Below are 25374 nucleotides of genomic sequence, written 5' to 3'. Positions count from 1 at the left end.
GTCGCCAAATCCCGCCTGCTCAGGACAACCCTCAACGCGCCGACGGGACCCTGAGCCGCGACTTCCCGATCATGTCGTGTCACCGACTCGTGCAAGAGGGAATTAATGGTGAATCGAACAAGGAAGGGACTTTATGAAGTGATCACAGGCGCACTTATCTGATTGTCGCTGCTTAGTGAAAACTGACCCCATAGCGCCGTTTGAATCTTGACCCCTCCGGGGTTGGATTGAGGATGATCATCATGGAAGATTGGGCAGAGATCCGGCGGCTGCACCGCAGCGAGCATCTGGGGATCAAGACCATCGCGCGTCGGCTGGGTTTGGCGAGGAACACGGTCCGGGCGGCGTTGGCGGCCGCTACGCCTCCACGCTATGAACGGCCGGGCAGGGGTTCCCTGACGGACGCGGCGGAACCGCGGATCAGGGCGTTGCTCAAGGACGTGCCGACGATGCCGGCGACGGTGATCGCTGAACGCATCGGATGGGAACATTCATCAGCGATTCTGCGCGCGAAGGTCGCGTTGCTTAGGCCGGAGTACCGTGGTGTCGATCCGACTGACCGGACCGAGTACGTGGCCGGGGAACGGGTGCAGTGTGATCTGTGGTTCCCGCCGGCAGTGATTCCCCTTGGTGCGGGGCAGACAGGAACGCCACCGGTACTGGTGATGGTGCTCGGGTTCTCCCGGATGCTCGCGGCGATGATGATCCCGTCCCGGCAGACCGTTGATCTGCTCTGCGGAATGTGGGCACTGTTGAGTGTTTTCGGCGGCGTGCCCAAGGAACTTGTATGGGACAGCGAGAGCGGTATCGGACGGAGGAACAAACTCACCGAACCGGCCCGGTCCTTCGCCGGGATCCTGGGGACCAGGATCTACCAGGTCGCCGTGCGGGAGCCCGAACATAAAGGCATCGTTGAGCGCGGCAACAACTTTTACGAGACCTCGTTCATGCCCGGGCGTGCCTTTGCCTCCCCGGCGGACTTCAACACCCAGCTCGGTGCCTGGCTACCCGGGGCCAATTCCCGGCTGGTGCGCCGGACAGGGGCCAGGCCCGTTGACCGGCTGCCCGCGGACCGGTTGGCCATGGCCGTCCTGCCTCCGGTTGCACCTCATCTGGGGTTTGCCGACCGCGTGCGGCTGCCGCGGGATTACTACGTCCGGGTCCACGCCAACGATTACTCCGTTGACCCGGTGGCGGTCGGACGGATGGTCGATGTCGCCGGGACGCTGGAGCGGATCCAGGTCCGCCTCGAGGGCCGGCTGGTGGCGGATCATCCGCGGTCCTGGGCGGTGCATCAGACCATCACGGACCCGGCCCATAAGGAATCGGCGGGCAGGCTGCGCACCGAGTACTGGAAGGCGAACCACGCCCGTCCTGCCCCGCCGCCCACCGATGTCAGCGCCCGGGCACTGCCGGACTACGACGCGCTCTACGGGATAGATTTCAGCCACCGCACCGGCGCCGCTTCGAGCGTTCCGGCGCTGTCATGACGACCACTGCCGAACTGTCCGCCCCGGCGGCCGGACAGCCGGGCCCAGGAACTGCGGGAGCCGTCAAGCCATCGGCGCAGTTGGCGTACCTGGCCAGGGCGCTGCGGGCGCCGGTGGTCGCGGAGGTCTATGAACGTCTCGCCGAACGTGCCAGGGCGGAAGGCTGGGCCTACGAGGAGTACCTGGCCGCCGTGCTGGACCGCCAGGTCAGTGCCCGGGCGGCCAACGGCACCCAGCTGCGGATCAACGCCGCGCATTTCCCCGCACGGAAGTCCCTGGAGGAGTATGACTACACCCACAACGTTGGACTGGCCAGGCAGACGATAGCCCATCTGGGCACCACGTCCTTCATCGATGCGGCGGAGAACGTGATCTTGCTAGGGCCGCCGGGAACCGGGAAAACACACCTGGCCATCGGGCTCGGCATCAAGGCCGCCCACGCCGGGCACCGGGTGCTTTTCGATACGGCCGCAGGCTGGATCAGCCGACTGCAGCAGGCTCACGCCAAGGGTGAACTCCCGACCGAACTGGCCAGGCTCGCCCGCTACCCGCTACTCATAATCGACGAAGTAGGTTACATCCCGTTCGACGCCGATGCCGCGAATCTGTTCTTCCAGCTTGTCTCTTCCCGCTATGAGCATGCGTCCCTGATTCTGACCTCGAATATGACGTTTTCCCGGTGGGGAGAGGTTTTCAATGACGACATCATCGCCGCCGCGATGATTGACCGCCTTGTCCATCACGCCGAGGTCGTGCCCCTGAAAGGGGACTCCTACCGGACTAAGAACCGGCGCGATCAGCTCGCCAGTACAACCATCAAGGACTAACAAAACTACAGACCCTGGCCCCGTCAAGGGGTCAATTTTAGAACAGCAAAAAGGGGTCAATTTTAGCCAAGCATTGACACTGATAAGGGTCACTGCAGAAAACGGATCAGGTGGGGGTGGCTTCCAAAGCTGTCTTCCGCCAAACGATGACCATTTGCCTTAGGAGACGTTGGAATTCCATACGTTGCGGCACCTTCCCCTGCCGACGGTAAGTATGGGAGGAGGACCTGGTCGTCATTGGGTCCGCCGCCCGGCACCGTGGAGCAGGGTGTCAACGACCAGCTCAGCCAGGGCATCGGTGTCGGCGTCTTCTGATCCTGGGGTGGGCCGCTGCAAGGCCTCGCTCATGAGGGCGTAGTAGACCTGGCGGGTCCACTCCAGGTCTGCGGCCGCGTCCAGTAGACCCTCTCGCCGTGCCCTGGTGAGCAGATCCATGCAGCGCGTGTTGATCCTCTCCCAGATTGACGCGGCGGCGCTGGTGTCTGCCGTGGGATTGCCGAGGGTGAATTTCCAGGCGTTCTTGGTCTTCAAGACGTTGGCGGTTACCCGGTACAGCGCCACCAAAGGTGGGGCTGTATCTGGCCTGCCCTCTTCGATGGCTTCGGCCAGCTGTTGTATGGCCGAGATCGCCAAGGCGTCGATGAGGGTCTGGCGGTTGGCGAAGCGGCGATGAACCGTGGTCCTGGCCACCCCGGCAGCGTCGCCGATCTGCTCCATGGAAGCGCCTGAATCATGGCTCAGCACTTGTTCTGCTGCTTCCAGAATTGCCCGCACACTTCTCTCTGCGTCAGCCCTTAGGGGTCTCGCCACAGTTCCTCCGATCTTCCTCTGTCCATCGTAACCGCTACCGTCAAGCCGCACCTAACCGAGCAACTAGAACAGAACTGTTGCAGTTCATTTAATAATAGCTACACTAGTGATAACTTTCACCAACCAGCAGCAGGAGCAGGCGATGACAACAGCACGGCAGGTAGCCCTCGTTACGGGTGCATCTTCAGGAATCGGGAAGGCGGCAGCTGCCGCCCTGGCGGAAGCGGGATACGAGGTTGTCGGGACCAGCCGCGCCTCGGCAGGCGTCACGCCCGTCCCCGGAGTGACATTCGCTGACCTAGACGTCACCAGTGACGACTCCGTTGCAGCTGCAGTCCAAGAGGTCATCAACCGTTTCGGAAAGATCGATGTCTTGGTCAACAACGCGGGCATCGGGTCCTCGGGGGCAGCCGAAGAAAGCTCGCTTGACCAGGATCGCCGCGTGTTCGACATCAATGTGTTCGGCGTCATGCGGATGACCAAGGCGGTTCTGCCCCACATGCGCGCCCGGAAATCGGGGCGCATCGTGAATCTTTCCTCGATCGTCGGCTTCATTCCGCAGCCGTACATGGCCACATACTCTGCCTCAAAGCACGCGATCGAGGGGTACACGGAATCCCTTGACCACGAACTCCGGGAGCACGGTGTCCGCGCAGTCCTGGTGGAGCCGGCCTGGACCGACACCGATTTTGAAGCCAACAACCTGCAGGCCGACAAGCCCATGGACACTTACGCCAAACAGCGGGCGATCTTTACCGAGTACATGGCTGGCGCCATGAAGGAAGGCCATCCAGCATCAGTGGTTGCCGACGCAGTGGTTGCCGCCGCTCAGGATTCCAAGCCCAAGCTCCGCTATGCCGCCGGCTCCCGCGTCCGGCAGGTCAGCATGCTCCGACGCTACGTCCCTGCATCGGCCTTCGACAGCCAGATTCGCAAGCTGAACCACTTGCCCAGCTAACTAACGCGCTTCCCAGCAACCTTTTTAATGAGCCACCCCGGCTCTCCGGCACCATTCGGCTGGGACAGGGCCCCTGGGTCTTTGTGGACCCTGTCATCTTACTCATCACCTTCGCCCACGGGGAGGACTTCTTCCACCTCCAGCAGCCCACGACGGTCGCCAAGTACATCCTGGACCCTCTGAACATCTGACCCACCCAACCCAGACAAACCACAACCAGACAGAGGACACAAATGACCGAGCGCAATCGCATCCTGATCACCGGCGCAGCCGGCGAAATCGGCGGTGTGAGCAGGACGATGGTCAACATGCTGATTGAACAAGGGCACCCGGTGCGCGCGTTCGTGCGACAGGACGACGAACGCGCGGACTCGCTCCGCCAGGCCGGGGCCGAGGTCTTCGTCGGTGACCTGCTGAACATCGCCGACGTGACCGCCGCACTGAAGGGCTGCCGGCGCATCTACTTCAGCATGAGCCTGTCGCCGTACTACACCGACGCCGTCAGCCTGATGGCAGCGGCGGCGCGGGCACAGGGCGACATCGAAGTCTTCGTCAATATCTCCGAGTACGAGCAGTGGTTCATGCCGTTCGAGAAGATGACCGCACCAGTCGAAGAACGGCGTGAATGGCTCGGCGGACTCGTCACCGACTGGTCACCGCAGCATCGGGCCCACTGGGTCGCCGAGCAGGTGCTGGACTGGTCCGGCATCCCGACCGTCAACGTGCGGGCGGCCATCTTCGTAGAGAACCCCATCCTGACCTGGCTGGCGCTGGAGCCGCTGGGCAATGGCGAACTGCGCCTGCCCTTCGGTACCCAGCGGTTCGCGCCCATCGCCGGTTACGACGTGGCGGAACTATGCGCGAAGATCCTCCTCGACCCGGCACCGCACATCTCGAAGTCCTACGAGCTCACCGGTCCTGAACTCAAGGACATGCACGAGTTCGCTGCGGACTACGGGGCCGCGCTGGGACGCCAGGTCACTTACGTTCCCGAAGATGTAGAAACCTGGAACAAGCAATACGTGGACAGTGCCATGGGCGCCTATCCACACATTGCGGAGCACCTGAAGTCCCTGACGCGACTGGTCGCCGGCGGACGCTACGGCGCCGCCGGAGTCAGCGAACAGCTGGAAACCCTGCTCGGGCGCCCGCCAAAGACCGTGCGGTGGGCGCTGAAGAACCATCCCCGCATCCGGAAAATGGCATCTGTGAGCCACTGAGCGGCCTCGACGACGCAGCACTGGAGTCCCCGGCTTGGGGACTCCAGTGCGGCTGGGAGCAGAGCGGCTCCGCCCAGAAAACTCATGATCAAAGTAGGAATTGCGACCACGCTAACCTGAAGGAGGGTGTCGTGTCGGCTGAGAAGTTGGCTCTGAATCTGGAGGAAGTTAGTTTTGAAGATCCGCGTGCTGCACGACTGCGGGATCTGCTGAACAAAGAACTCCTCGCCCGGTACGCCACGGCGGAAGAGCCCACCCTTCCGGCTGCCGCCAGGTCTGCATTAAGCGTCCCGGCCGAAACCTTTGTCGCGAATGTCCTCGTTGTCACCTCCTTCGGGCACGCGATAGGGCACGGGGCACTTCGCCTGCTGGACGGGGAGTGGGAAGTCAAGCGTGTCATCGTTGACCCCGCAGCGCGTGGCCTCGGAGCCGCGACTCAACTCATGGCCGGACTGGAGCAAATCGCCGCTGCGGCTGGCGCCAGGCGGGTCATTCTTCAAACCGGTGGCAAACAACCAGAAGCAGAAGCCCTCTACCGAAAGATCGGCTACAAGCAAATACCGGTGTATCCGCCCTACAACACGGCCATACCCTTGTCAGTCTGCTTCGAGAAGGAACTTGAGGGTTGAGTCCCAGAACCCGCAAGACCCGCAGAGAACCTAAGGAGGAAACCCCTATGTCAACCAACACGTCAGCGGAACGCTCGGAAACCTTCACCTGGAGGGATCCAGCGATCGCGCTCGAACAACTGCCACGACTGTCTGGTCTGGACTACTTTTCCGGCCTCCGCGACGGCAGCATTTCGCCGCCGCCGATCGCTTCCCTCATGAATTTCGATCTCGTCGATGCGAAATACGGACACGTCGAGTTCGAGTGCTGGCCGGGAGAAGCGCACTACAACCCCCTCGGAAACGTGCACGGCGGCCTGGCCTGCACGCTCCTCGACACGGTGCTCGGCTGCGCAGCGCACAGTACCCTGGAAGCAGGGATAGGCTACACCTCCATCGACCTAGCGGTCAAGTACCTGCGGCCCATCACGCTCCACAAGGGTGCTCTTCGCGCAGAGGGGTCAGTTGTGAAATCCGGCCCGCGCGTGATCTTCACCGAAGGCCGCCTCAGCACCGCCAGCGGAGAGCTCCTCGCCACCGCGACGAGCACGCTGCTCATCTTCACCCACCAACCGGGCGCCCTGACATGATGACTGATACCGGTACCGATGTTGCGCTGACGCCTACATCTCAGGGTCGCGCCTTGTCCCCGGCCAGCCTTTCGGGAATGCCGGCTTTGAGCCGCTTCGGCATTCCCTTGGGGCTTGCCGGTCTCGGCGGCGGCTGGTCGGCCGCGAGGAGCTCTCTCGGATCCCCGGTATGGCCGGAGGAAATTCTTTACGGAGCAGCCAGCTCTCTGTGGCTGGTCCTGACCGCCGTCTACGTGTTCCGTGGCCTTCGCAGAAGAGGAGCATTCCGGGCCGACCTGAGACATGAACTGGCGGGGCCCTTTGCATCCTTCATCCCGCTGGTGGGGATCCTGCTTTCGTCGCACTACAGCCAGTATCTGCCGCCATGGGGCGCCTGGCTGTGCACGGCTTTCATTGCCGCCCTTGCCATCGTCGCTGCCCAGCTCCTCGCTCACTGGATCACCGGCGGGGTATCCATGCAATCCATCCATCCCGGCTACTTGCTGCCCGTCGTGCCCGGATTCTTCGTTGCCAGCATCGGATTCTCAACCGTCCACGCCCATAGTGCGGCCATGGCCGCGTTTGGCATCGGCGCGTTCTTCTGGCTGGTCATGGGAACCGTCGTCACCGTGCGCCTGATGACGGGCGGCGAGCTGCCACCAGCTGCCAAGATCGGACTGTCCGCATATCTGGCTGCGCCTGCAACGGCCAATATCGCCTGGATGGTGTCACATCCAGGACCCGTGGGGGGAGTGCAGCTCGGCCTAACAGGCGTGCTGTTGATCATGGCGCTGATGCAGGTCATGCTCCTCCCCGAGTACCGCAGGCTTCCCTTCACGCAAATGTTTTGGGTATTCACTTTTCCTGTTGCTGCCACCTCGAACTATGCCATCCGCTGGCTAGCGACAACCGATATCCCCGGCCGGGAAATTTATGCCTGGACGGTTCTCGGCCTCGCAACAGCCTTTACCCTGTTCATTGCCGCGCGCACCGCCCTCACCGCCATTTCCCCAAAGTCAGCTGCAGGAAAGCAGGTCCGAAGCCCGCTTTCGAGTGTTGGCCCCTAGAAGTCGATCCCCTACCAAGCGACGGAAATGCCTGGAGTCAAGCCCGTTGAAGACATGACGCTGAAACAGCTATCCAATGCGATTTTCATTGCAGCGACTCTCCTCGATAACGGCCACGTACTCGATGTGTCAGCTGCCCGTCGGGCACGAGGAACCTATGACAATCTCCCGGACCTGTTGGGTGAGCGCTACCCCAAAGATGATCGGGAATAGTCGGATTGAGTGACCCGTGAGTGAAGGACCAGTCTCACCGTTTCGTTGAAGACCATCCTGAGAACTGGTGGTTACCGGTGGGAGGATCACGAGGCGCAGCACGTGGCGTTCATCCCTGCTCGATATCCTCATGGCTTGGTGGGCTCGATTGAGGAGCCGCGTCTCGGCGGAGACAGACCTGGAGTGTTAACGCCAACCGAAAATAGGGCCATTAGTGCCAATTGAAAACGGGGCCACGGGGTTGTGGTTCTATTGTGCCGTACTGGCGGCGGGTTGGTGTTTTTTGAGCCGGTAGCTGTTGCCTTTGAGGCTGATGACCTCGGCGTGGTGGACGATCCGGTCGATCATGGCCGAGGCGATGGTCAGGTCTCCGAATACGTCGCCCCAGCGGGCAAACGGGAGGTTGGACGTCAGGATCATGGACGCGTGTTCGTAGCGGCTCGAGACGAGCTGGAAGAACAGGTTCGCGGCGTCCTGATCGAACGGGATGTAGCCTACCTCGTCAATTATGAGGAGCCCGTAGCGGCGTAGTTTGACCAGTTCCTGGGCGAGTTTCCCGCGCGAGTGAGCTTCCTGCAGGCGGGCGACCCAGCCGGTAGCGGAGTCGAAGAGGACCCGCTGCCCGGCCTTGGCTGCCTTGATGCCGATGCCGACCGCGAGGTGCGTTTTGCCGGTGCCGGGCGGCCCGAGGAGGACCACGTTTTTGGCTTCGGAGAGGAACACCCCGGTGCCCAGGTGCGCGATGAGGTTCCGGTCCGCGGAGGGCTGATGGTCGAAGTTGAACTCGTCCAGGTCCTTGTGGGCCGGGAACCGTGCGGCCTTGATCCGTGTCGCCGCTCCGGAGGCTTCGCGTTCGGAGACTTCACGGGAGAGGACCGCGGCCAGGTACTCCTCATGGGACCAGCCGGAGTCCCGGGCCTGGTCCCCGAGCCGGCGGAACCCATCGCTGATCCGCGGTGCACGCAGGGCCCGGGCGTAGTACTCGATCTGTGACGGTGTCCCGGTCATGAGGCCACCTCCAGGACCAGGTTCGGCTGCTGGCCGAGGTCGATGCCGAAGATCTCGTCGTAGGCGGCCAGATCCCGCACCTGCACCGCTTCCTCGGGTTCGGGGCGGTGCACCCGCTGGGTCCGGAAGTCCCGCCGCATCACCGCCGCGCGGGCCACATGGGCCGGATCGGTCACCACCAGGTGCCGGGCCCATGCCCGGACATGGGTGGCGATGATGACACCCTCATGAGTGACCCAGACAGTGTCCAGATCAGCGGTGACATCAACGATCCGCCCGATGAACGAAGGGTCCACGGAATAGTCGTTGGAGAACACCCGCACGTAGTAATCCCGCGGGAGCCGCACCGCGTTGCGGAACACCGCGTCCGGGGTCACCGGCGGCAGTTCCCGCATCCTCTCCCGGTCCAGGACGATCAGCTCGTCAGGGCGGCCGTGGCGGGACCGCGAGTACCGGTGATTGGCCTTGGGCAGCCAGTCCTCCAGCTGGCCGTTGAAATCCGCCGGTGAGCGGAAGTCCCGGCCCGGCATGAAGCGTTGACGGAAGAACCTGTTCATCCGTTCGACCATGCCCTTGGACTCCGGATCCCGCGGCGGAAGCAGCTTGATCTCCAGTCCCAGGGACCCGGCGAACGCGGCCACCGGCTCCGTGGGCCGGCGCCGGCCGATGCCGGACTCGTTGTCCCACAGCAGCCTGGACGGGACCGCCTGAGCGTCCTGCAGCAGAGTCCACATTCCGCCCAGAAGGTCCGGCGTCGTCCGCGACGGCAGCATCCGTGCCTGGATGAAGCCCGAGAACGCCGAGGGATTCCCCTGCACCGGTGGCGTGTCGTTCTGGCCCTCACCGACGGGCAGCGGCTCGTGCGGGAACCAGAGATCGCACTGGACCTGGAACCCCGGCTCATGGACCAGCCGGTCGGCCGGGTCAGGCGGCGCGTATTCAGGCCGGATCACGGCGACCTTCGCCCGGAACAGCGACGCGGAACCAGACCAACCCACCCGCTCCGCCAGCGTCGCGGCCGGCATCGTCGGCGTCTTCACCAACAACTCCCGCACCCTGAGAGCAAACGCATCAAAACTCGACACTCCAGCCGCCCGCTGATACTTCGGCGCCCGATCCGACTCCAAAGCCCGGTCAACCGTACCGCGGGAAACCCCCACGATCCTGCCGATCTCACGCTTCGAGTGCTTGCCCGTCGAAAACAGGTGGCGTATCTCCGCCCAATCATCCAAATTGATCGCCTTCCATAATGGTCGGTGGCCCTATTTTCAGTTGGCGTTCCTGGCCCTATTTTCGGTTGGCGTTAACATGGAGCCGCTGGTCAGGTTTGGAGATGGAATAATCCTGGCCGTGGGGGCCTGTTCAATGGCCACGTTCACGACCAAAGCGAGGAGCCGCATAGGGGCCGCGGCCTCCGTCACCGACATTCCGACGTGAACGAGTCAGAACAGCTATATCGGAACTGGCCGTCAGCCACGATCCAGGGCCACAAATAGTCAGCAGGTCATGTTGTCTCCGGCCCTAGCCGCCATGGACTGGTGAAGACGAAAACCAACGGGACGGACCAAGGATGAACTCCCAGAGGAAGTCTGTTCAGTCGGGACCCGGCTGGCCGGACTGAACCGGCTCCCCCCACACAACCGAATAGGGGCCCGGGAACCCACACACCCCCGGAGAAGCAGGTCAGAGGCCAAGTGTGCACATTGTTCACACTGGAAAAGCTCCAATCTCAGCCAAAAACGTCTCTGACTTGCGGAAACACTGTGCCCGAGGTGGGACTCGACCGGACTCCAACCCTTACAAATACTGGGAACTCCAGAAAACATAGGCAATCCGGCCAAGTCCGGCACCGGTAGGACCCGATCCGAAGCCCAAGGTGTGCACAATTTGCACACCTTACTTTTCCCCCTCTGCTGAACTATTCAGACGACTGCCGGACCCTGGGGGCTCCCGGCAGTCTATCTTGCGCGTGTCCGGGCTCTGAGCCGAAGTACGCGGTCCGGGGTTGCGGGCCGGAGTCTGGCCCAAGGCCCGATCAAGCTCCCGTAGACACGGCAAAACACCGGCCAGGGATCAGACGGCCCCGCAGGCCTCCATGAATTGGTGAAGACGAAAACCAAAGGCAAGGACAAAAACCAGGATGAACTCCCAGAAGAAGCCCGTTCAGGCAGGACCCGGCCCGCCGGACTGAGCCCGCTCCCCCACACAACCAATTCCATCATTACTGCCACACTTGGAGCCACGCCGCGACACAACCCAATTCCATCATTACTGTCCACACTTCCTTTTTGACCACTTCGCTGCCCTGCCCAGATACCTGCCGCGCCCTCCGTGCGCGGCAATTCCGTCTTGTGAGTGATTTCGTACCACTCTGAATTGTCATGCTCCACCGCCACCGTGGCTGCAGCCCAACCGTCGGCCGCGATCGAGCACCGCCACACGGGGCAACGAGCAGGCTGGGAATCAACGAAGGTCATGGCGACTTGTTCCTCCTTTCCATGCATCCCATGTAAAAACAGATAGGAACACGCATGACCAGACGACGGCCCGAATTGGTTCTTAGCCTCGATCTTTCATGAGAGACGGTTTCTGAGGTTTCAGGGCTTACCGGCTGCCTGACGCTGCTGATTCTTGCGGATGGGTATGACAATTTGACCGCTGACCGGTGGCGGCTGGGCGTGATGGTTCCACGTCCATCGTTCTTATGGTTCTTCCTTTGGTGGGTGCCGGATGTGCGTGGCTATGGTGGGCTGAGCGCCGCGAGCCGTGTCAGGGCCTTGAGGAGCAGTCCCGTTTCGGGTGCTTTCGCTGCCAGGTGAACGGTGACTGCGCGGGCGTGACGGCTGATCTTGGCGGCGATTTCAAAGATCCGGGCACGGAGTTTCTTCGGCTCCCACCTACGCGCTTTGGTGCCGGTGAACGCGAGCATCTGGGTCCAGGCCATGAGCTCGGCGGCCATCATGACCAGGTGGCACCAGAGCGTGTTCGCTGCGAAGGAATGCAGGGGCAGGTTCGCCAGCCCGGTGTCCTTGGCGTTACGGATCCGGTCCTCACACCGGGCACGGAGCCGGTGCCGTACTTCGAGGTCGGCGAGCTGGCCGCCTTTTTGGTTGGTGGCGAACGCTGTGTAGCGCATCCCGTCGATGTCCGTAATACGCAACTGCGCGCCGGGGTGGGGTTCTTCCTTCCGGACGATGACCCGCATTCCTGCAGGCCAGGGCGCAAGGTCCAGCATGCCGGTGATTTCCGCGACCCAGGCACCGTCGCGTTCAATGCCGTCACTGTTGTAGGCACGGGTCCAGGCCTTCTTCGGGATCCGTGGCAGGGCCACTTCAACGGCGCCGTGGATCGGGAACCCCACCGAGTAGCCCAGGTTCCGGGACCGGGCGGTGAGCCAGCGCAGGAAACCCTGGGTGCCGCCGGCCGAATCGGTGCGGATCATGACTTTCCGGCCCGAACGGTACCCGGCGGGCAGTTGCTTCAGCGCGTCCCTGACCACGCTGATGTGGTCGGCGGCGGTGTTCGACCCGGCGTTACCCGGGCGCAGTAACATGGCCAGAGGTTCCCCCGTCCCGGTGGCCCCGTGGTCAATGAACGCGGCCAGCGGGTGGAACCCGAAGCCTTTCTTCCACGTCGGCCGGGCGTCCTCTTTCTCCGAATGAGAGGCGATGAGTGTCGCGTCAAGATCCACGATGAGCGGGCTCTTACCGGTGACACCGTGCAGGGGCGAGTCGTCCCCGGCCGCAGCCCAGACATGGGCGCGGGCAGCGGCCCGGGCGGTATTGATTGCTGCCAGTGCCTTGCCCGGACCGGCCGTGGAGAGGGTCCTGATCAGCCGGCTGATCGTGGGGTCCGACGCCACCAATCCATAGACCTGGGGCTGGGAACGAAGCCGGTCAACATCAGAGACACAGTCCCCGCCGGTAGCCAGCGACAAAGCCACGTCCGTGAGGATCTTGCCCGGATCATGGCGAGCAAAAGGCTTCCGCCACGGCCCCAAAGCCTCCGAAAGCCCGGCGCCGAGACCGGATACGTGCACCGCCCGGGCCAATACCAGCCCGCCAGCCTGGGACACCACACCCCCACCAGCAGAATCAACGCGGACAGACGGGTAGAACCCGGTAGAGTTACTCACCAGAAAGGTGCTCCTTTGAACTGGGGATAATGCGGCTTAGACACCATCATTTTCCCAGTTCAGGAGCACTTTTCGTCGCTTAACCACGCGGCGAATCGCTCGCCCTCATGAAAGGCCGAGGTTAGCGGGAACGCTCGACGCACGCCGCCCAACGCCGGTCGAGGTGCGAAATCTCCACTTCAGTGCCCTCCTCCGCGGCTTCCGGGTCGACCCAGGCGAACGCGAGGAAATGACCTGAGCCGGGATCCTCGGCGGAACTTGTGACGAACCCGACCACGGAGCCGCCCTTCGATACCGGTTCGCCCGGGACGATGGCGTGGAGATCGCTGCGCATTCTCAGGCGCACGAGGAGTCGGTGCCCAGCACGCGCGCCCTCACCGGTGGAAGGGCCGGCAAGGCCAGCTTCAACGGCGGTGTCCCGGGGGCCGTACTCAACACCGAATGCAGGTACTCCGTTGGCGATCCGCAATGCGGTGAATGCTTCGTCGCCGACGAGGGCGATCCCATGCTGTGCACCGGCTTCAACAAGGAGATCCCAGAGGTACAGTCCGTGTTCTGTGGCCGCATACAGTGTCCAGCCGCCCGCGCCGGCGGCGGTTTCCGCGACGACGCGGACCCGAACGCCTCCGACGTCGAGCACTGGCGTCTCGGGTGAGTTCGCCGCGGGGGCGGCACCGCGCGTGACCGAACCGAGAACTGTTGCTGCATCCGGACCGATCAGCGCCAACGCGGTTGTTGCTGACGACAAATCGGAAACGGTGACCGTGTCAGAGTGCGGAGTCTCCCGGCGGAGGTGCCAGACGTCCTCGGGGCTGCTGCCGATGACGAGAAATGAGTCGTCAGCAGTCCGCAAAACTGTCAGAACAGCTGCGATACCCCCGGACGGACTCTTCAGGTGGGCGTGTGCTGAACCGTTGACCTGCAAAGTTACAGCTGAGCCGAGGATTTCATCCAGATGCTTCCCGGCATCCTCACCGCGGACTTCGAAGACGCTGACCGCTCCCCTGTCGACGAGCCCAACGCCGCTTGCGGCCTGGCGCGCCTCGGCAGAAATGGACGGAGACCATCCGTACGTCCCCCATGCGTCCCGCGGCACTGCTGGCTGATTCGCCTTGGTAGTGCCGTACCACAGGGGACGCTCCCAGCCGCCCTGTGAGGTCCCGAACTCTGCCTTCAGGGCTTCCTGCCGAACATAGAAGGGCGTTGTGGCGAACTTCCTCAGTTGCTTCGTCTGGTTGCGCGGGTGGCTGATGTCGTAGACCTCGTCGTAGTTCTCGCTGGCCCGCGCAATGCTGGCGCTGCGCGTCAGGTGTGCTTGATCGAAGCGACGGAAGTCGAGGCTCGTCGTGTCAACGCCGGGATCTCCGGTCACAATCCAGTCAGCCAGGACGCCGGCCACGCCTGCGGATTGGGTCAGCCACACGGATTCGCCCAGCCAAAGTCCCCTGATGCCCGGGACCTCCCCGAGGAGCGGGTTGCCGTCCGGAGTGAACGAGAAGATTCCGTTGTATCCCTCCGCTGGTTCGCAGCTGTTCGCCTCCGGGAACAGCCGCCTCAGTTCGGTCCACCCGTCCTTGAGATCGTTCCACGTCAGGGGATGGATCGCGGGTTCGATCTGCGTTTGGGCAAAGTCCTCGGGACTGGCGATCTCGGACTGGTCCACGGGGATGACGCGGTGCTCGTAGGTTCCCCACAGAATTCGCTCTCCGCTCTGGCGGAAGTAGGAACCGGTGGCCTGGTGCCGCACCATGGGCCTGTCGATCTCCACCTCGTCGCCGAACCCGGCAAGCGACGGCAGGGCGTCGGTGGAGGCGGAGCAGTGCTCCATGGGGACCATCGGAAGCTCCAGGCCCAGCAGCTTGCCGAGCCCGGGGCCCCAGAGCCCGGCGCATACGACGACGATTTCCGCTTCCAGGAAGGACGTCCCTTCTGGAAGCTGGTCACCCTTGGAGGGGTTGCCCGGCACGGGCGGTGTGGGTCGGACGTCGACGCCGGTCACGCGTCCACGTTCCATACGGAACCCCGTAACCTCAGTATGGCCATAAAAACGTGCCCCGTTCGCAATGGCACGACGGGCCTGCCACTCCACGGCACGCACGGCCTTGACCACACCGTCCGTTGGGGTGTGCAGCCCGCCGAGCACAGTGGACGTGTCCAGGCCCGGGAACAGGGCCTCGCAATCGGCCGGAGATACCAGCCGGGAGGGGACAGCCCATGACTGTGCGAGGTTGTGCCGGCGATGCAGGTATTCGAGCCGTTCCTCATCACAGGCCAGTTCGAGGCCGCCCACCCGCTTGAGGATCCACTGGCCATCCAATGTCAGCCCATCCAGCTTGTCGAGTGTTCGTCGGGCCAGTTCGGACATCACCGACGAACCTGTCGTCTGGAACGCGAAGCCAGGGGCATGGGATGAGGACCCACCGGTCTGGTACAGGGGACCCTGGTCCACCACTGTTACGGATGTCATGCCATGCCGGGTCAGATCGTCGGCCAGCGCTGCACCAACCACGCCGGCGCCAATGATGAGGATACGGGTGTCTGCGTCAATTCGGGCGGTGGCCACGTTATCTCCCTTACGGTCAGAGACGTCTACGTCTCACGTCAAAATGTCGAGTTGGCGTCAGGAGTCGCGCATTGGCGCCCTTAGCGGTGAAGCAAGAATTTGGTTACCGTCATCGAGGTTCAAGACACCTCGAAAATCGTCGGCTGAATCACAGTATAGATGAGATATGTGATCACAACCACCCCTTTTTGCGCTTTTTTTTGGGAGAGTTTGAAGCTGCAGGGAGCCCCCCTTAAACACAGGAAGCGCAGTCCCCGGAGGGCTGCGCTTCTCCTGCCAACTGCGGGGCATGCATCTATTAGCCAGACGCTAATAGTCCCCGGTGGGACGGGCTTGTGGGCCCTTCCCCGAAGGCTTCTCGCAACACCTGTGCCACACGACTGGCTTCCCCGTACGCACCATGCGAACCTGCCGTCTCCGAGGTGTAGTCCCCCGCGAAATGCAGATTGCCGATACTGCGTTGGAGCTCGGGCAAAGCGTCGTTTCGCTTCGGGGACAGCACGGAGAAGCAGTGCTCCCAGGTGGTGGCCACTGACCCGACAATCCGGCCTTGGAGCTCCGGAGCGACCTCGAGGAAATCTTCGATCCACTGCTGGATCTGCTGTTCATCGCTTTCGATTCCGGGGATGAATCCGGCCGAGTTTCCGTAGCACGTGAACCTGACGATTCCGTCGGCCGGCAGAACTCCGGGCTGCGGATTGATGATGGCGTCAAACTTCTTCCCCACAGTCGAAACAAAGGACCAGTCCGCGAACTCCGGCAGGCCCTCTATGTTGGCGGCAATGGTGAGCGTCGTGCTGCCCGGCGTCTCGGCCGCCCGCAGGGCCTCAACCTTCCAGCGGGGCAGGTCGTGGCATAGGCCTGCCACCTGCGGAGCGGGCACCGTCACCACAACGTGGCGGGCCAGAAACACCCGCTGCCGCTCCCCGTCACCGGCAGTAACTTCAATCAGATCATCCCGTAACCGCACACTGTGGACACGCATGCCTGTAGCAATCGAGGTCCGGGCGCCGGCATTGGCGGCGAGGGCGCGCGGAAGGGCCTGCATGCCGTTCACCGGGTAGAGGCGGTTGTCGCGTTCGTGTGCGATGTAGCTAGCGAGATAGCGGAGAGCATACTTGGCCGACAGTTGGGCCGAGTCCCCCACCGCACCGCCCCGGACCGCTGATTCAATGATGCTCCGGGCGGGTCCCGGCAGCCCTGTCAGCCTGGCGGCGACGGTTTCATGCTCCAGCCCCGCGGCTTTGGCGGTGATGGTTCCGCCCGACACATTTTCCCTGTACTCCCGGGCCAGTCCTTCCATGAAATCGACCAGCGCCTCCTTGGACTCAGGAGCCAGCGGGAGGCGTTCGACGACTTCGGGAGAGGACTCCGCAACGGAAGTAACGCCGTCGATATGGATGCCGTAGGTTTCCGGGTGGAAAGGTGCGGTTTCCTGTCCCAGTTCCCTTGCGAGCGTTTCGGCTCGCGTTCCGCGATAGATGAACATCGCGCCCGTGTTGACCGTGGCGCCGGCGAGGTGGACGCTCCGGGTCCGCCCGCCAACGTCATCGCCGGCTTCGAGTACCTGGATGTCAAGGTCCAGATCGCGGAGATCGTATGCGAGTCCCAGCCCCGCCGGTCCCGCCCCGACCACCACGACATCGTGTATTTCATTCATGCTTGTCCCGACTTTCTGGTCGTGTTTTTCTGCGCGGCGGACTGAAGCTTCTCGAACAGCCCGCTGTCTATCTCCAAGACGCCTTTGCCTGCTGCGCCCACTGCCCGCCGTCCCGGGATCCGTACCTGGTAGTCCCGGGATAGCCGGTCCAAATGTGCGCCAAGCCTTAGCGGGAAAGCCTGATCAGCGAAGCGCGGATTGATAGCCAGAACAGTCATGCCAATTTCAGGGCTTGAACTTCCTTCGGTGAACGACGGCGCATCAACCGACCAGAGTCCGCCCGCCAGCCCGGCCAGCGCCTCTGCAACGAGCGCCATGTTCGCGCCTCTGTGGCCTCCATAAGGCAAAAGGGAACCTTCGACGGCGGCACTGGCGTCCGTGGTCGGCTCGCCATGGGAATCGACAGCCCACCCGGCTGGTATTTCCGTTCCGGCCGCCGCCGCCTCGCGGATAGCTACGAAGGCTGTCTCACTTGATGCCTGGTCGACGAGGAACGGTTGCTGCCCGGTGGGGGCGGCGAAAGATATCGGGTTTGTCCCCAGAACCCGTCGCCCGCTGGAACCCACTGCCATCAGGGCGGGGGAATTTGCCGCGGCAAGAGAGACCAGTCCGGCTTCGGCCAGGCGGTCCGTGAAGTAGCCGAGCTCACCGCAAGTGTACGAATTGTTCTGCAGGAAGACGGCGCAGCCATGGGTGCCGGCCACATCCAGGATTGTGTCGACAGCCTCGAGAAACCCGGTGTGAGGGATGCCTTTGCCGGCATCGCAGGCGATGATTCCGCCCCGGACTGAGATGAGCGGCACCGCCGCCCCGTTGATGGCACCTGATTCCAGCCCGGCAAGGTAGTCGAAGAGGTGCGAAACACCGACGGAGCTGCGGCCACGCAGCTCCGCGTGGATGATGGCATCGGCCAGCGCCGCCGCAGTGGCCTCGGCAGCGCCGGCTTCCTGCGCAGCCTGGATGCACAAACGTTCGACGACTGCGGTTGGCTGGAGCATGGGACTTCCTCTGTATTTGGGAAGCGTCGGCAGCCCTGAACGGCGGCAAACGTAGAAGTCCGCTCAGGTTACTTCTGGGATATGTGATCACACAAGGCTTATGTCGGAATTTCTCCCTTGAGGCACAGGATGAAGTCATCCACGGCCGGGGAATGGCCGAAGGCCCGGGCCACATGAAGCTCCGTCTGTGGCCGGCTGACAAAGCGGCGAGTAGTGACCCCCGGCATCTGAAACCGCTGCACCGATTCCGGCAGGACGGATATCCCCAGACCCGCCGCGACCAGGCCCAGGACAGTTTCCTGGTGAATGGCCTGCTGCACCACGATCGGCGGTGTTCGTAGCGCATCGAAGAGTCGGAGGACCCGCGTCACGAACCCGGGCATCAGGCGGTAGGGAAAAAGGATCATGGGTTCCCCCTCGAGATCCTGGGGGCGAATTTCCTTCGCGGCCGCCAGGTGGTGTGTGTCGGGAAGGACCACCACCAGGTCCTCCGTGCTCAGCAGTTCAAGGTTCAGCCCGGGGATGTCACCCGGATCCCGGATGAGTCCGAGATCAAGGTTTCCGTCCAGCAACTGCTCAATCTGCTCCCCGCTGGTGAGCGGATTCAGGACCAGGTCTATGCGTGGGCGCTGTTGGCGGAAGGCCCGGATGGCTTCGGGAACGGTGGTGTAGCTCGCTGAACTGACGAATCCCACCCTGATCTTGCCGCTCTTGCCTGCCGCGACGTCGGCGACATCCCCGGCCGCGTCGTCGATGTCCGAAACGGCAGCCTGGATCCGCTCCCTGAACGCCTGGCCCGCCGCGGTCAACGTCACGCGGCGGGTGGTCCGGTCAAAGAGCTGGACACCAAGCTCGCGCTCCAGCCTCCTGACGGCGACTGTGAGTGGCGGCTGGGTGAGGTGCAGGCGTTCTGCGGCCCGGCCGAAGTGCAGCTCGTCCGCGACGACGAGGAAGTACCGAAGCTGCCGGAGTTCCATGGCGATTCTTTCGATTGACGCTAATAATTACAAGTAAAATGATATTGGACGCGATGCAACTTCGGGTGAGTTACTGGACATGAAGAGGGCATCCCCCCGGTTGCCCATCCTGCGTCTAAGGAGCCATCCATGGAATCGACCGAATACGCCGTCGTCGGCGCAGGGCTGTCTGGAGCTGCCACCGCGTGGCATCTCGCCGCCCGCGGCCACGACGTTGCCCTGCTCGAACGTTCAACCCCCGCGAACGATGCCGGAAGCTCCCATGGCTCGGCCCGGATCTTCCGCTACGCCTATCCCGAGGAGTTCTACACCGGCCTCGTCCAGGAAGCGAAGGCCGGGTGGGACGAGCTGGCCCGTCTGAGCGGCAAGCAACTCATCACCCCCACTGGCGCCGTAGACTACGGCGCCATCCGTCAGCCCGAACGCCTGGCCGCGGTGCTGGCTGCCCGCGGCATTGACCACGAACTTCTCAGCGCGGACGAGGCCAACCGTCGATGGCCTCAAATCGCCTTTGACACCCAGGTCCTTTGGCACCCGGACGCCGGCGTCATCGATGCCCACGAATCAGTCGCATCAATGGTCGACCAGGCCGTGGCGCACAGCGCGCAACTCCACAACAACTGGGCCGTTGCCTCGATCGTGGCATCGAACGGCGGCTACGTACTGACGTCGGCGGATGGCCGGTCCCTGCACGCCGCTAACGTGATTGTTGCCGCCGGCGGCTGGCTTCCCCAGCTCCTGGGTTCGCTGTCGCTGCCTTCAACGTTCCTGTCGGCCATTCCGCAGATCCAGGTGCGCCAGGAACAGGCCTACCATTTCCCCTACGCCGATCAGCCGGACCTGGCAGAATCGCCGTGGCCCACTTTCATTCACAAGCGCGCAGGCTGGCAGGCCTACGGCCTTCCCGGTGGCCGCGACGCCGATTTCCACGGCCAGAAGGTGGCCGAGTACAACGGTGGCAAGATCCTGCCGTCCGCAGCGGACCAGGACGGCCAGATCGACCCCGCGAACCGTCGTCGGGTCATCGAATACGTCGAACAGTACTTGCCGGGGCTCATTCCGGAACCGTATGCCGAGACCACCTGCCTGTTCACCAACACCCCCAACGAAGATTTCATCCTCGACCGCATCGACGGCATCACCATCCTCTCGCCCTGCTCAGGCCATGGTGCCAAGTTTGCCCCGCTGATCGGTCAACTCGCCGCAGACCTGGCCACAGGCGCAGGACCCGTCCCGGAACAGTTCCGGCTCGCAGCCCAGGCCCGGCACGCAGCGTTGGGGGCCCACTAATGGCGCCCGACACGGAAGCCACTCCCCTGGCCCGGGCGCTAACAGCTACGGTGACGGGGCTGTTGTCCGACATCGCAGGCACCGGCACCGACAACATCCGCGGCGGCTACACCCGTCCGGTGTATTCCACCGCAGAGCTTGACCTGCGCAACTGGTTCATTGAACAGGCCACCACGCGGGGCCTGAGCGTCGAAACCGACCTCAACGGAGCAATCTGGGCCTGGTGGGACGTACCCGGCGGAGACCGCAGCAACAGTCTGGTGACCGGCAGCCACCTCGACTCGGTGCCCGGCGGCGGCGCTTTTGACGGCCCCCTGGGCGTAGCGTCCGCCCTGGTGGCCGTGGACATCCTCAAATCCCGGATCGCCACACCCGCCCGGCCACTTGCGGTAGTGGTCTTTCCGGAAGAGGAAGGCTCACGGTTCGGCGTCGCCTGCCTGGGTTCCCGCCTCATGACCGGCGCGATCGACCCCGACAAGGCCCGGAACCTCCGCGACCAGGACGGCTCCACCTTCGCCGACGTGGCCAAGGCCAACGGCCTGGACCCACGCTTCATCGGCCGGGACGAGAAGCTCCTAGGCCAGATCGGCGCCTTCGTTGAACTGCACGTTGAGCAGGGCCGCGGGCTGATCGATCTCGACCAGCCCATAGCGATTGCTTCCTCCATCCTCGGCCACGGCCGCTGGCGCCTGAGCGTCCACGGACAGGGCAACCACGCCGGAACAACGCTGATGGCCGACCGGCATGACCCCATGGTGTCGGCCTCCAGGATGATGGTCGCCATCCGCGACATCGCTCGCAACCAAACCAACGCCAGGGCGACCGTCGGACGGCTTCAGCCCGTGCCCGGCGGGACCAACGTCATCGCCTCACGTGTGGACTTCTGGCTGGACGTCCGTCACCCCGACGACGCCGTGACAGCGCACGTTGTGGAGGCCATCCATGCCCAGGCCCAGATCATTGCGGCCGAGGAAGGCTGCACCGTGGAGCTCCGTGAGGAATCGCTGAGCCCCACCGTGCACTTCGATCCCGCCCTGCAGAAGGAGCTCCAGCTGGCCCTGCCGCAGGCTCCTATCCTGGACACCGGCGCCGGACACGACGCCGGCGTCCTGGCGCCCTATGTCCCAACAGCCATGGTCTTTGTCCGGAACCCGAGCGGGGTGTCCCACTCCCCCGAAGAACACGTGGTCGACGAGGACGCCGAAACCGGGGCACGGACCCTGGCCGATGCCCTTCACGGACTGATGGCCTAACTACATACGAAGCACCCGCGCCGACCTGTTCGGCGCGGGTGCTTTCCTGTGCCCTGGAGGCCGGACCCTCATATTTCCTTCCTCCACTGGTACCAGCGGAGCCCGGAGGCGACCCTATCAACGGCGGCAACCCGGACAAGCCTGGCTATCAGGCCCGACCTGGTCCTGAGGGACGGAGCCCGTTTCGCTTTCGCCGGATTCCACCCGATCTACCGCCGCCGTACCGCGGTGTCCAGTCCCCGCCAAAGGAGCACACCGCTACCGGACTGCGTGATGAACTTTCGCCAAGGCTTCCCGGTTCTTGTGCCGGGACAACTCATCACCTCAAACGTGCTGGACTTCGTGGCTGTTTTGGACAGCCGGGAGATCAATGGCCACGACACAAAGCATGGCTGCCGTGTAGTGGGCACCGGTTACGCAGCAGGTGGAAGCGGGGCTTCCCACTAACAGCCCCGGGGAACGCAAAGGCGGTTGGATCCTTGGAGGGATCCAACCGCCTTTTGTTTTCAACGAGGCTGCCCGGCGAACTAGCTACCGGCAGCGGCCTTCACGTCAGCGGCCGTGCCCGGCAGGCCGTTGTCCTCGAGCGCCTTCTTCAAAGATCCGTCCTCACGCATCTTCTCCACGATCTGGTTGACCGCGTCCCGCAGAGTGGCTTTGTCCTTGTTGACCAGGACAGCGGTTTGTGCCGCACCGACGGAAGCCTGGACCCTCTCGTCCGGTTTGAGTTCGGCGACCTTCAGCTTGTTGTCATTGTTGTTCTTGACCAACTGCAGCGCAGCACCGTAAGTCATCACGCCGGCGCCGGCGCGGCCGGATTTCACGTCCTGGTACACAGCGTCCTCCGTGGCGTAGAGCTTGACCTTGTCAGTGCCCAAGGTCTTCTGGAGATCCCCGACCCACAGGTACCCCTGCGGGGTTCCCACCGTGCCGCCGGACACGCCGTCGATGGTGTCGGCGCCGTTGGAGGTCAGAAGGGCCATTTTGTCCAGGTACACGGGCTTACTGACGGCGAACTGCTGTCCGCGCTCTTCATTGATGTACCAGTTACCGGCCGTCAGGTCGACGCTGCCGTTCTTCACGGACTCAATGATGGCGGTGAAGCTGGACGTCTTGGCATCGGGCTCGAGGCACAGGTCCTTGGCCACCCTCTTGAGGACTTCGCCGTCGACGCCCGAGAGCGCACCGCCCTTCATGGACACGTACGGCGGGTACTCCGCGACGGCCATGGTGAGCTTGCCTTTAGTGGCGGTCTCGACGCCGGACACTACCGGCGTGCAGCCGGCCGCTACGGTGGTGGCGGTGCTTGAGGTGCCGCCGCAGGCTGCCAACGGCAGGACCGCTGCGAACATGACGGCTGTGATCTTGAACTTACGCATGGAAGATGCTCCTGGAGGTGGGAAGGGTTAGTGGCTGGTCTTGCTGTGAATGGCGTCTACGAAGCGGGATACGACGATGGACAGCGCGGCGTAGATGAGTCCGGCAAGGATAAAGACGCTCAGGAATTCAAACGTCACCGACCCGATCTGGTAGGCGCTGTTCAGTAATTCCGGGAGCGCGATCGCGTAGCCGAGGCTCGTGGCCTGGAACACGATCACGCTGTAGGACATGAGGGGAGGCACGATGGCGCGGAGTGCCTGTGGGAGAACGATGTAACGTGCTTCGTCTGTCCAGTTCAGCCCCAGGCTTTGGGCGGCCTCGATGTGGCCTCGCGGGACGCTGAGGAGTCCGGCCCGGAAGATCTCGCTGGTGTACGCCCCGGTGTTGAAGGCAATGGCGACGACGGCCGCGGCAAACGACTCAAGCACGATGCCGCCGTCGGGAAGGCCGAAATAGACAACGTACAGGACGACCAACAGCGGGATGCCGCGACCGAGTTCGACGATGAGGATGGTCGTCTGGCGCAGGATGCGGGTACGGGAGATCATCCCGAAGGCGAACAGGAGGCCTAGGGGAAGGCCCAGCAGGAGGCTGAGGCCGGTCACAGCGAGGCTGGTCTGGAGGCCGGAAAGGAGGCCCGGCAGCCATTGAATCCATTGTTCAAACATGTTCACACCGCGCTTCGGGTTCGAATGAAGGTGTCTGCCTTGCGGGCAAGGACAGCCATGGGGACGCTGACGAGCATGTAGACCACACCGGCGGCCAGGAAGATCGGCAGGCCGGGGTTGCCCTGCTGGTTCAGGGTCAGCGCCTGGAACGCGATGTCACTGACACCGATGACGGAAGCGACTGCCGAGTCCTTGAGCAGCCCCACCGCATAGGAAGCCGACGGCGGGAGCGCCACCCCAATGCCCTGGGGTGCGATGACGCGCCAGAACGTGTCGCCTTTTGAAAGGCCAAGGGCTCCGGCGCCCTCCCACTGCCCGCCGGCAACAGCCTGGATGCCAGCACGGTAGTTTTCCGCAAGGTACGCGGTGGAGACTGCACCCAGCGCCAGGCAGGCTGCCAAGAGCGGCGGGAGGGTGACGTAGCGCCCGAGCCCGTAGAAAAGTACCAACATCCAGGCAATGGGTGGAATGCCTCGAACAACTTCGATGTAGGCCGTGGCCAGCCAGCGCAACGGCACAATGTCTGAGAGCCTGGCCAATGCGAGCGGGATGGCACAAAATGCACCGATCAGGAAGGATCCAAAGGTGATGATCACCGTTGTACCCAGGCCCTGGAGAAGGAAGGGGATTGCCTCGATCACCGTTCCAGCACCGCCTCGAGGAACTTCTTGGTCCGGGCCTCGCGGGGTGCCCCGAAAACCTGTTCGGGAGCTCCTTGCTCCACGATCCGCCCGTCGGCCATGAAGACTGTGCGGTCCGAGACCCTCCGGGCGAAGGACATCTCGTGAGTCACCACAAGCATCGTCATGCCGGTTGCCGCGAGTTCCTGCATGACCGCCAGCACTTCCCCGCCCAATTCGGGATCGAGGGCGGATGTAGGTTCATCAAAGAGCATGATCTCGGGGTCCAACGCGAGTGCTCGGGCGATCGCAATGCGCTGCTGTTGCCCGCCGCTGCACTTGCTCGGGCGGGCGTCCGCCTTGTCTCCAAGGCCCACGCGCGTCAGTAATTCCATGGCCCGTTCCTCGGCTTCCTTGCGGGAACGTCCCAGGACCCGCTCCTGCGGAAGTGCCACATTGCGGAGCACACTGATGTGCGGGAAGAGGTTGAAGGACTGGAAAACCATCCCCACCTGACGGCGCAAGTTCATCAGCTCGTTCCGCGTCGGCTTGGAAGCGATCTTCACGGTGGGCTTGCCGTCGATCAGCAGATCACCGCTCGATGGCGTCTCCAGGTAGTTCACGCAACGCAACAGTGTGCTCTTGCCGGCGCCGCTAGGACCGATGAACGCCACGACTTCACCGGCGTTGACGTCCAGGGATATATCGGACAGGACGGTATTCCCGTTGAATTCCTTGTGGATGTCCTTCAGCTGAAGCTGCGGAGCCTTCTGCGCGTCGGTGGCGCCGGCCGCACCCTGGGTGCGGTTTTGTTGATTGTCGATCACTGGGTACTCATCCTCCAGATGGGCGCCGGGAGGCGCTGGTGCCGGCGGGCTTTCACCCGCCGACTGATGGTCTTTAGCCCTGGCGTTCAGTGCCGGGAAGATCGGCCTCCGGGGAACGGTGGTCGAATGTGGTTGGTGTCACACGTAAAATGTAATCTGTGATCACATATCAGGTCAATAGTTTGGTGTAACGGGTTTGTAAACTTGTTCCAACCCCACCGAATTGCCCTGCC

The 25374-nt window shown here is 63.2% G+C and carries 21 protein-coding genes; 9 read left to right on the top strand and 12 right to left on the bottom strand.

The features are described from left to right. The first annotated feature begins 233 nt into the window (after positions 1-233). Together istA and istB (ACQCSU_RS21100) are read left to right on the top strand one after the other, a co-directional pair. Entirely contained in the window at positions 234-1490 is a 1257-nt protein-coding gene (istA, locus tag ACQCSU_RS21105; protein WP_426977332.1) for an IS21 family transposase, read from the top strand. Then, the gene (gene istB, locus ACQCSU_RS21100) at positions 1487-2317 is read left to right on the top strand and encodes an IS21-like element helper ATPase IstB (protein WP_426977330.1); all 831 of its coding nucleotides are present in this window, start codon (positions 1487-1489) and stop codon (positions 2315-2317) included. The genes istA and istB (ACQCSU_RS21100) overlap by 4 nt, the downstream gene beginning before the upstream one ends. Positions 2318-2551: 234 nt before the next feature. Here istB (ACQCSU_RS21100) and ACQCSU_RS21095 read toward each other — a convergent pair whose 3' ends face one another. Beyond that, on the bottom strand, positions 2552-3034 hold the full coding sequence (locus ACQCSU_RS21095; RefSeq protein WP_426977328.1) for a TetR/AcrR family transcriptional regulator: 483 nt from the start codon (positions 3032-3034) through the stop codon (positions 2552-2554). Between the two features lie 235 nt (positions 3035-3269). Here ACQCSU_RS21095 and ACQCSU_RS21090 point away from each other — a divergent pair, with 235 nt between their 5' ends. The 5 genes from ACQCSU_RS21090 to ACQCSU_RS21070 all read left to right on the top strand — a co-directional run bounded on the left by ACQCSU_RS21090 (position 3270) and on the right by ACQCSU_RS21070 (position 7549). After that, complete coding sequence (locus ACQCSU_RS21090; protein ID WP_426977326.1) at positions 3270-4085, top strand: oxidoreductase; 816 nt, start codon at positions 3270-3272, stop codon at positions 4083-4085. A 233-nt stretch (positions 4086-4318) separates the two neighbouring features. Beyond that, entirely contained in the window at positions 4319-5305 is a 987-nt protein-coding gene (locus ACQCSU_RS21085; RefSeq protein ID WP_426977325.1) for an NmrA family NAD(P)-binding protein, read from the top strand. 131 nt (positions 5306-5436) lie between these two features. Beyond that, on the top strand, positions 5437-5934 hold the full coding sequence (locus ACQCSU_RS21080) for a GNAT family N-acetyltransferase (protein WP_426977323.1): 498 nt from the start codon (positions 5437-5439) through the stop codon (positions 5932-5934). Between the two features lie 47 nt (positions 5935-5981). Continuing rightward, entirely contained in the window at positions 5982-6503 is a 522-nt protein-coding gene (locus tag ACQCSU_RS21075; protein WP_426977322.1) for a PaaI family thioesterase, read from the top strand. Beyond that, positions 6500-7549: a TDT family transporter gene (locus tag ACQCSU_RS21070; protein ID WP_426977321.1), complete on the top strand. Its 1050-nt coding sequence runs from the start codon at positions 6500-6502 to the stop codon at positions 7547-7549. Before ACQCSU_RS21075 ends, ACQCSU_RS21070 begins: the two co-directional genes overlap by 4 nt. A 462-nt stretch (positions 7550-8011) precedes the next feature. Here ACQCSU_RS21070 and istB (ACQCSU_RS21065) read toward each other — a convergent pair whose 3' ends face one another. The 7 genes from istB (ACQCSU_RS21065) to ACQCSU_RS21035 form a co-directional block, all read right to left on the bottom strand. Then, positions 8012-8770, bottom strand: coding sequence for an IS21-like element helper ATPase IstB (gene istB / locus ACQCSU_RS21065; RefSeq protein WP_426977320.1), 759 nt, complete (start codon positions 8768-8770; stop codon positions 8012-8014). After that, positions 8767-9810, bottom strand: coding sequence for a Mu transposase domain-containing protein (locus ACQCSU_RS21060; protein ID WP_426977318.1), 1044 nt, complete (start codon positions 9808-9810; stop codon positions 8767-8769). The genes istB (ACQCSU_RS21065) and ACQCSU_RS21060 overlap by 4 nt, the downstream gene beginning before the upstream one ends. A gap of 1700 nt (positions 9811-11510) precedes the next feature. Further along, positions 11511-12905 carry an IS1380 family transposase gene (locus ACQCSU_RS21055; protein ID WP_426977316.1) on the bottom strand — a complete coding sequence of 465 codons (1395 nt, stop codon included), beginning with the start codon at positions 12903-12905 and terminating at the stop codon, positions 11511-11513. 121 nt (positions 12906-13026) lie between these two features. Beyond that, a complete protein-coding gene (locus tag ACQCSU_RS21050; RefSeq protein ID WP_426977315.1) occupies positions 13027-15468 on the bottom strand; it encodes an FAD-dependent oxidoreductase in 2442 nt (813 codons plus the stop codon). 298 nt (positions 15469-15766) lie between these two features. Continuing rightward, positions 15767-17128, bottom strand: a complete 1362-nt coding sequence (locus ACQCSU_RS21045; protein WP_426977314.1) for a flavin monoamine oxidase family protein — start codon at positions 17126-17128, stop codon at positions 15767-15769. After that, the gene (locus ACQCSU_RS21040) at positions 17125-18126 is read right to left on the bottom strand and encodes an Ldh family oxidoreductase (protein WP_426977313.1); all 1002 of its coding nucleotides are present in this window, start codon (positions 18124-18126) and stop codon (positions 17125-17127) included. The genes ACQCSU_RS21045 and ACQCSU_RS21040 overlap by 4 nt, the downstream gene beginning before the upstream one ends. 98 nt (positions 18127-18224) lie before the next feature. Beyond that, positions 18225-19103: a LysR family transcriptional regulator gene (locus ACQCSU_RS21035; protein WP_426977311.1), complete on the bottom strand. Its 879-nt coding sequence runs from the start codon at positions 19101-19103 to the stop codon at positions 18225-18227. 129 nt (positions 19104-19232) lie between these two features. On the opposite strand from ACQCSU_RS21035, the gene ACQCSU_RS21030 reads away from it, so the two are divergent. Together ACQCSU_RS21030 and ACQCSU_RS21025 are read left to right on the top strand one after the other, a co-directional pair. After that, complete coding sequence (locus ACQCSU_RS21030) at positions 19233-20393, top strand: FAD-dependent oxidoreductase (protein WP_426977309.1); 1161 nt, start codon at positions 19233-19235, stop codon at positions 20391-20393. Then, positions 20393-21646 (top strand): allantoate amidohydrolase, encoded by a 1254-nt coding sequence (locus ACQCSU_RS21025; protein ID WP_426977307.1) that lies wholly within the window; start codon positions 20393-20395, stop codon positions 21644-21646. The genes ACQCSU_RS21030 and ACQCSU_RS21025 overlap by 1 nt, the downstream gene beginning before the upstream one ends. Positions 21647-22173: 527 nt before the next feature. Here ACQCSU_RS21025 and ACQCSU_RS21020 read toward each other — a convergent pair. From ACQCSU_RS21020 to ACQCSU_RS21005, 4 genes are read right to left on the bottom strand one after another with little or no spacing between them, the layout of a single operon-like run. Next, positions 22174-23025: a transporter substrate-binding domain-containing protein gene (locus ACQCSU_RS21020; RefSeq protein WP_426977305.1), complete on the bottom strand. Its 852-nt coding sequence runs from the start codon at positions 23023-23025 to the stop codon at positions 22174-22176. Between the two features lie 27 nt (positions 23026-23052). Next, positions 23053-23694, bottom strand: a complete 642-nt coding sequence (locus ACQCSU_RS21015) for an amino acid ABC transporter permease (protein ID WP_111907118.1) — start codon at positions 23692-23694, stop codon at positions 23053-23055. Positions 23695-23696: 2 nt separating this feature from the next. After that, complete coding sequence (locus ACQCSU_RS21010; protein ID WP_426977303.1) at positions 23697-24335, bottom strand: amino acid ABC transporter permease; 639 nt, start codon at positions 24333-24335, stop codon at positions 23697-23699. Beyond that, positions 24332-25138 carry an amino acid ABC transporter ATP-binding protein gene (locus ACQCSU_RS21005; protein ID WP_426979887.1) on the bottom strand — a complete coding sequence of 269 codons (807 nt, stop codon included), beginning with the start codon at positions 25136-25138 and terminating at the stop codon, positions 24332-24334. Before ACQCSU_RS21005 ends, ACQCSU_RS21010 begins: the two co-directional genes overlap by 4 nt. Positions 25139-25374: the final 236 nt, after the last annotated feature.

This window comes from Pseudarthrobacter sp. O4, from assembly GCF_050157025.1.
In the GTDB taxonomy this organism is placed as follows: domain Bacteria; phylum Actinomycetota; class Actinomycetes; order Actinomycetales; family Micrococcaceae; genus Arthrobacter.
The sequence above is the reverse complement of the archived record's forward strand: the minus strand, read 5'-3'. Positions and strand labels throughout refer to the sequence as shown.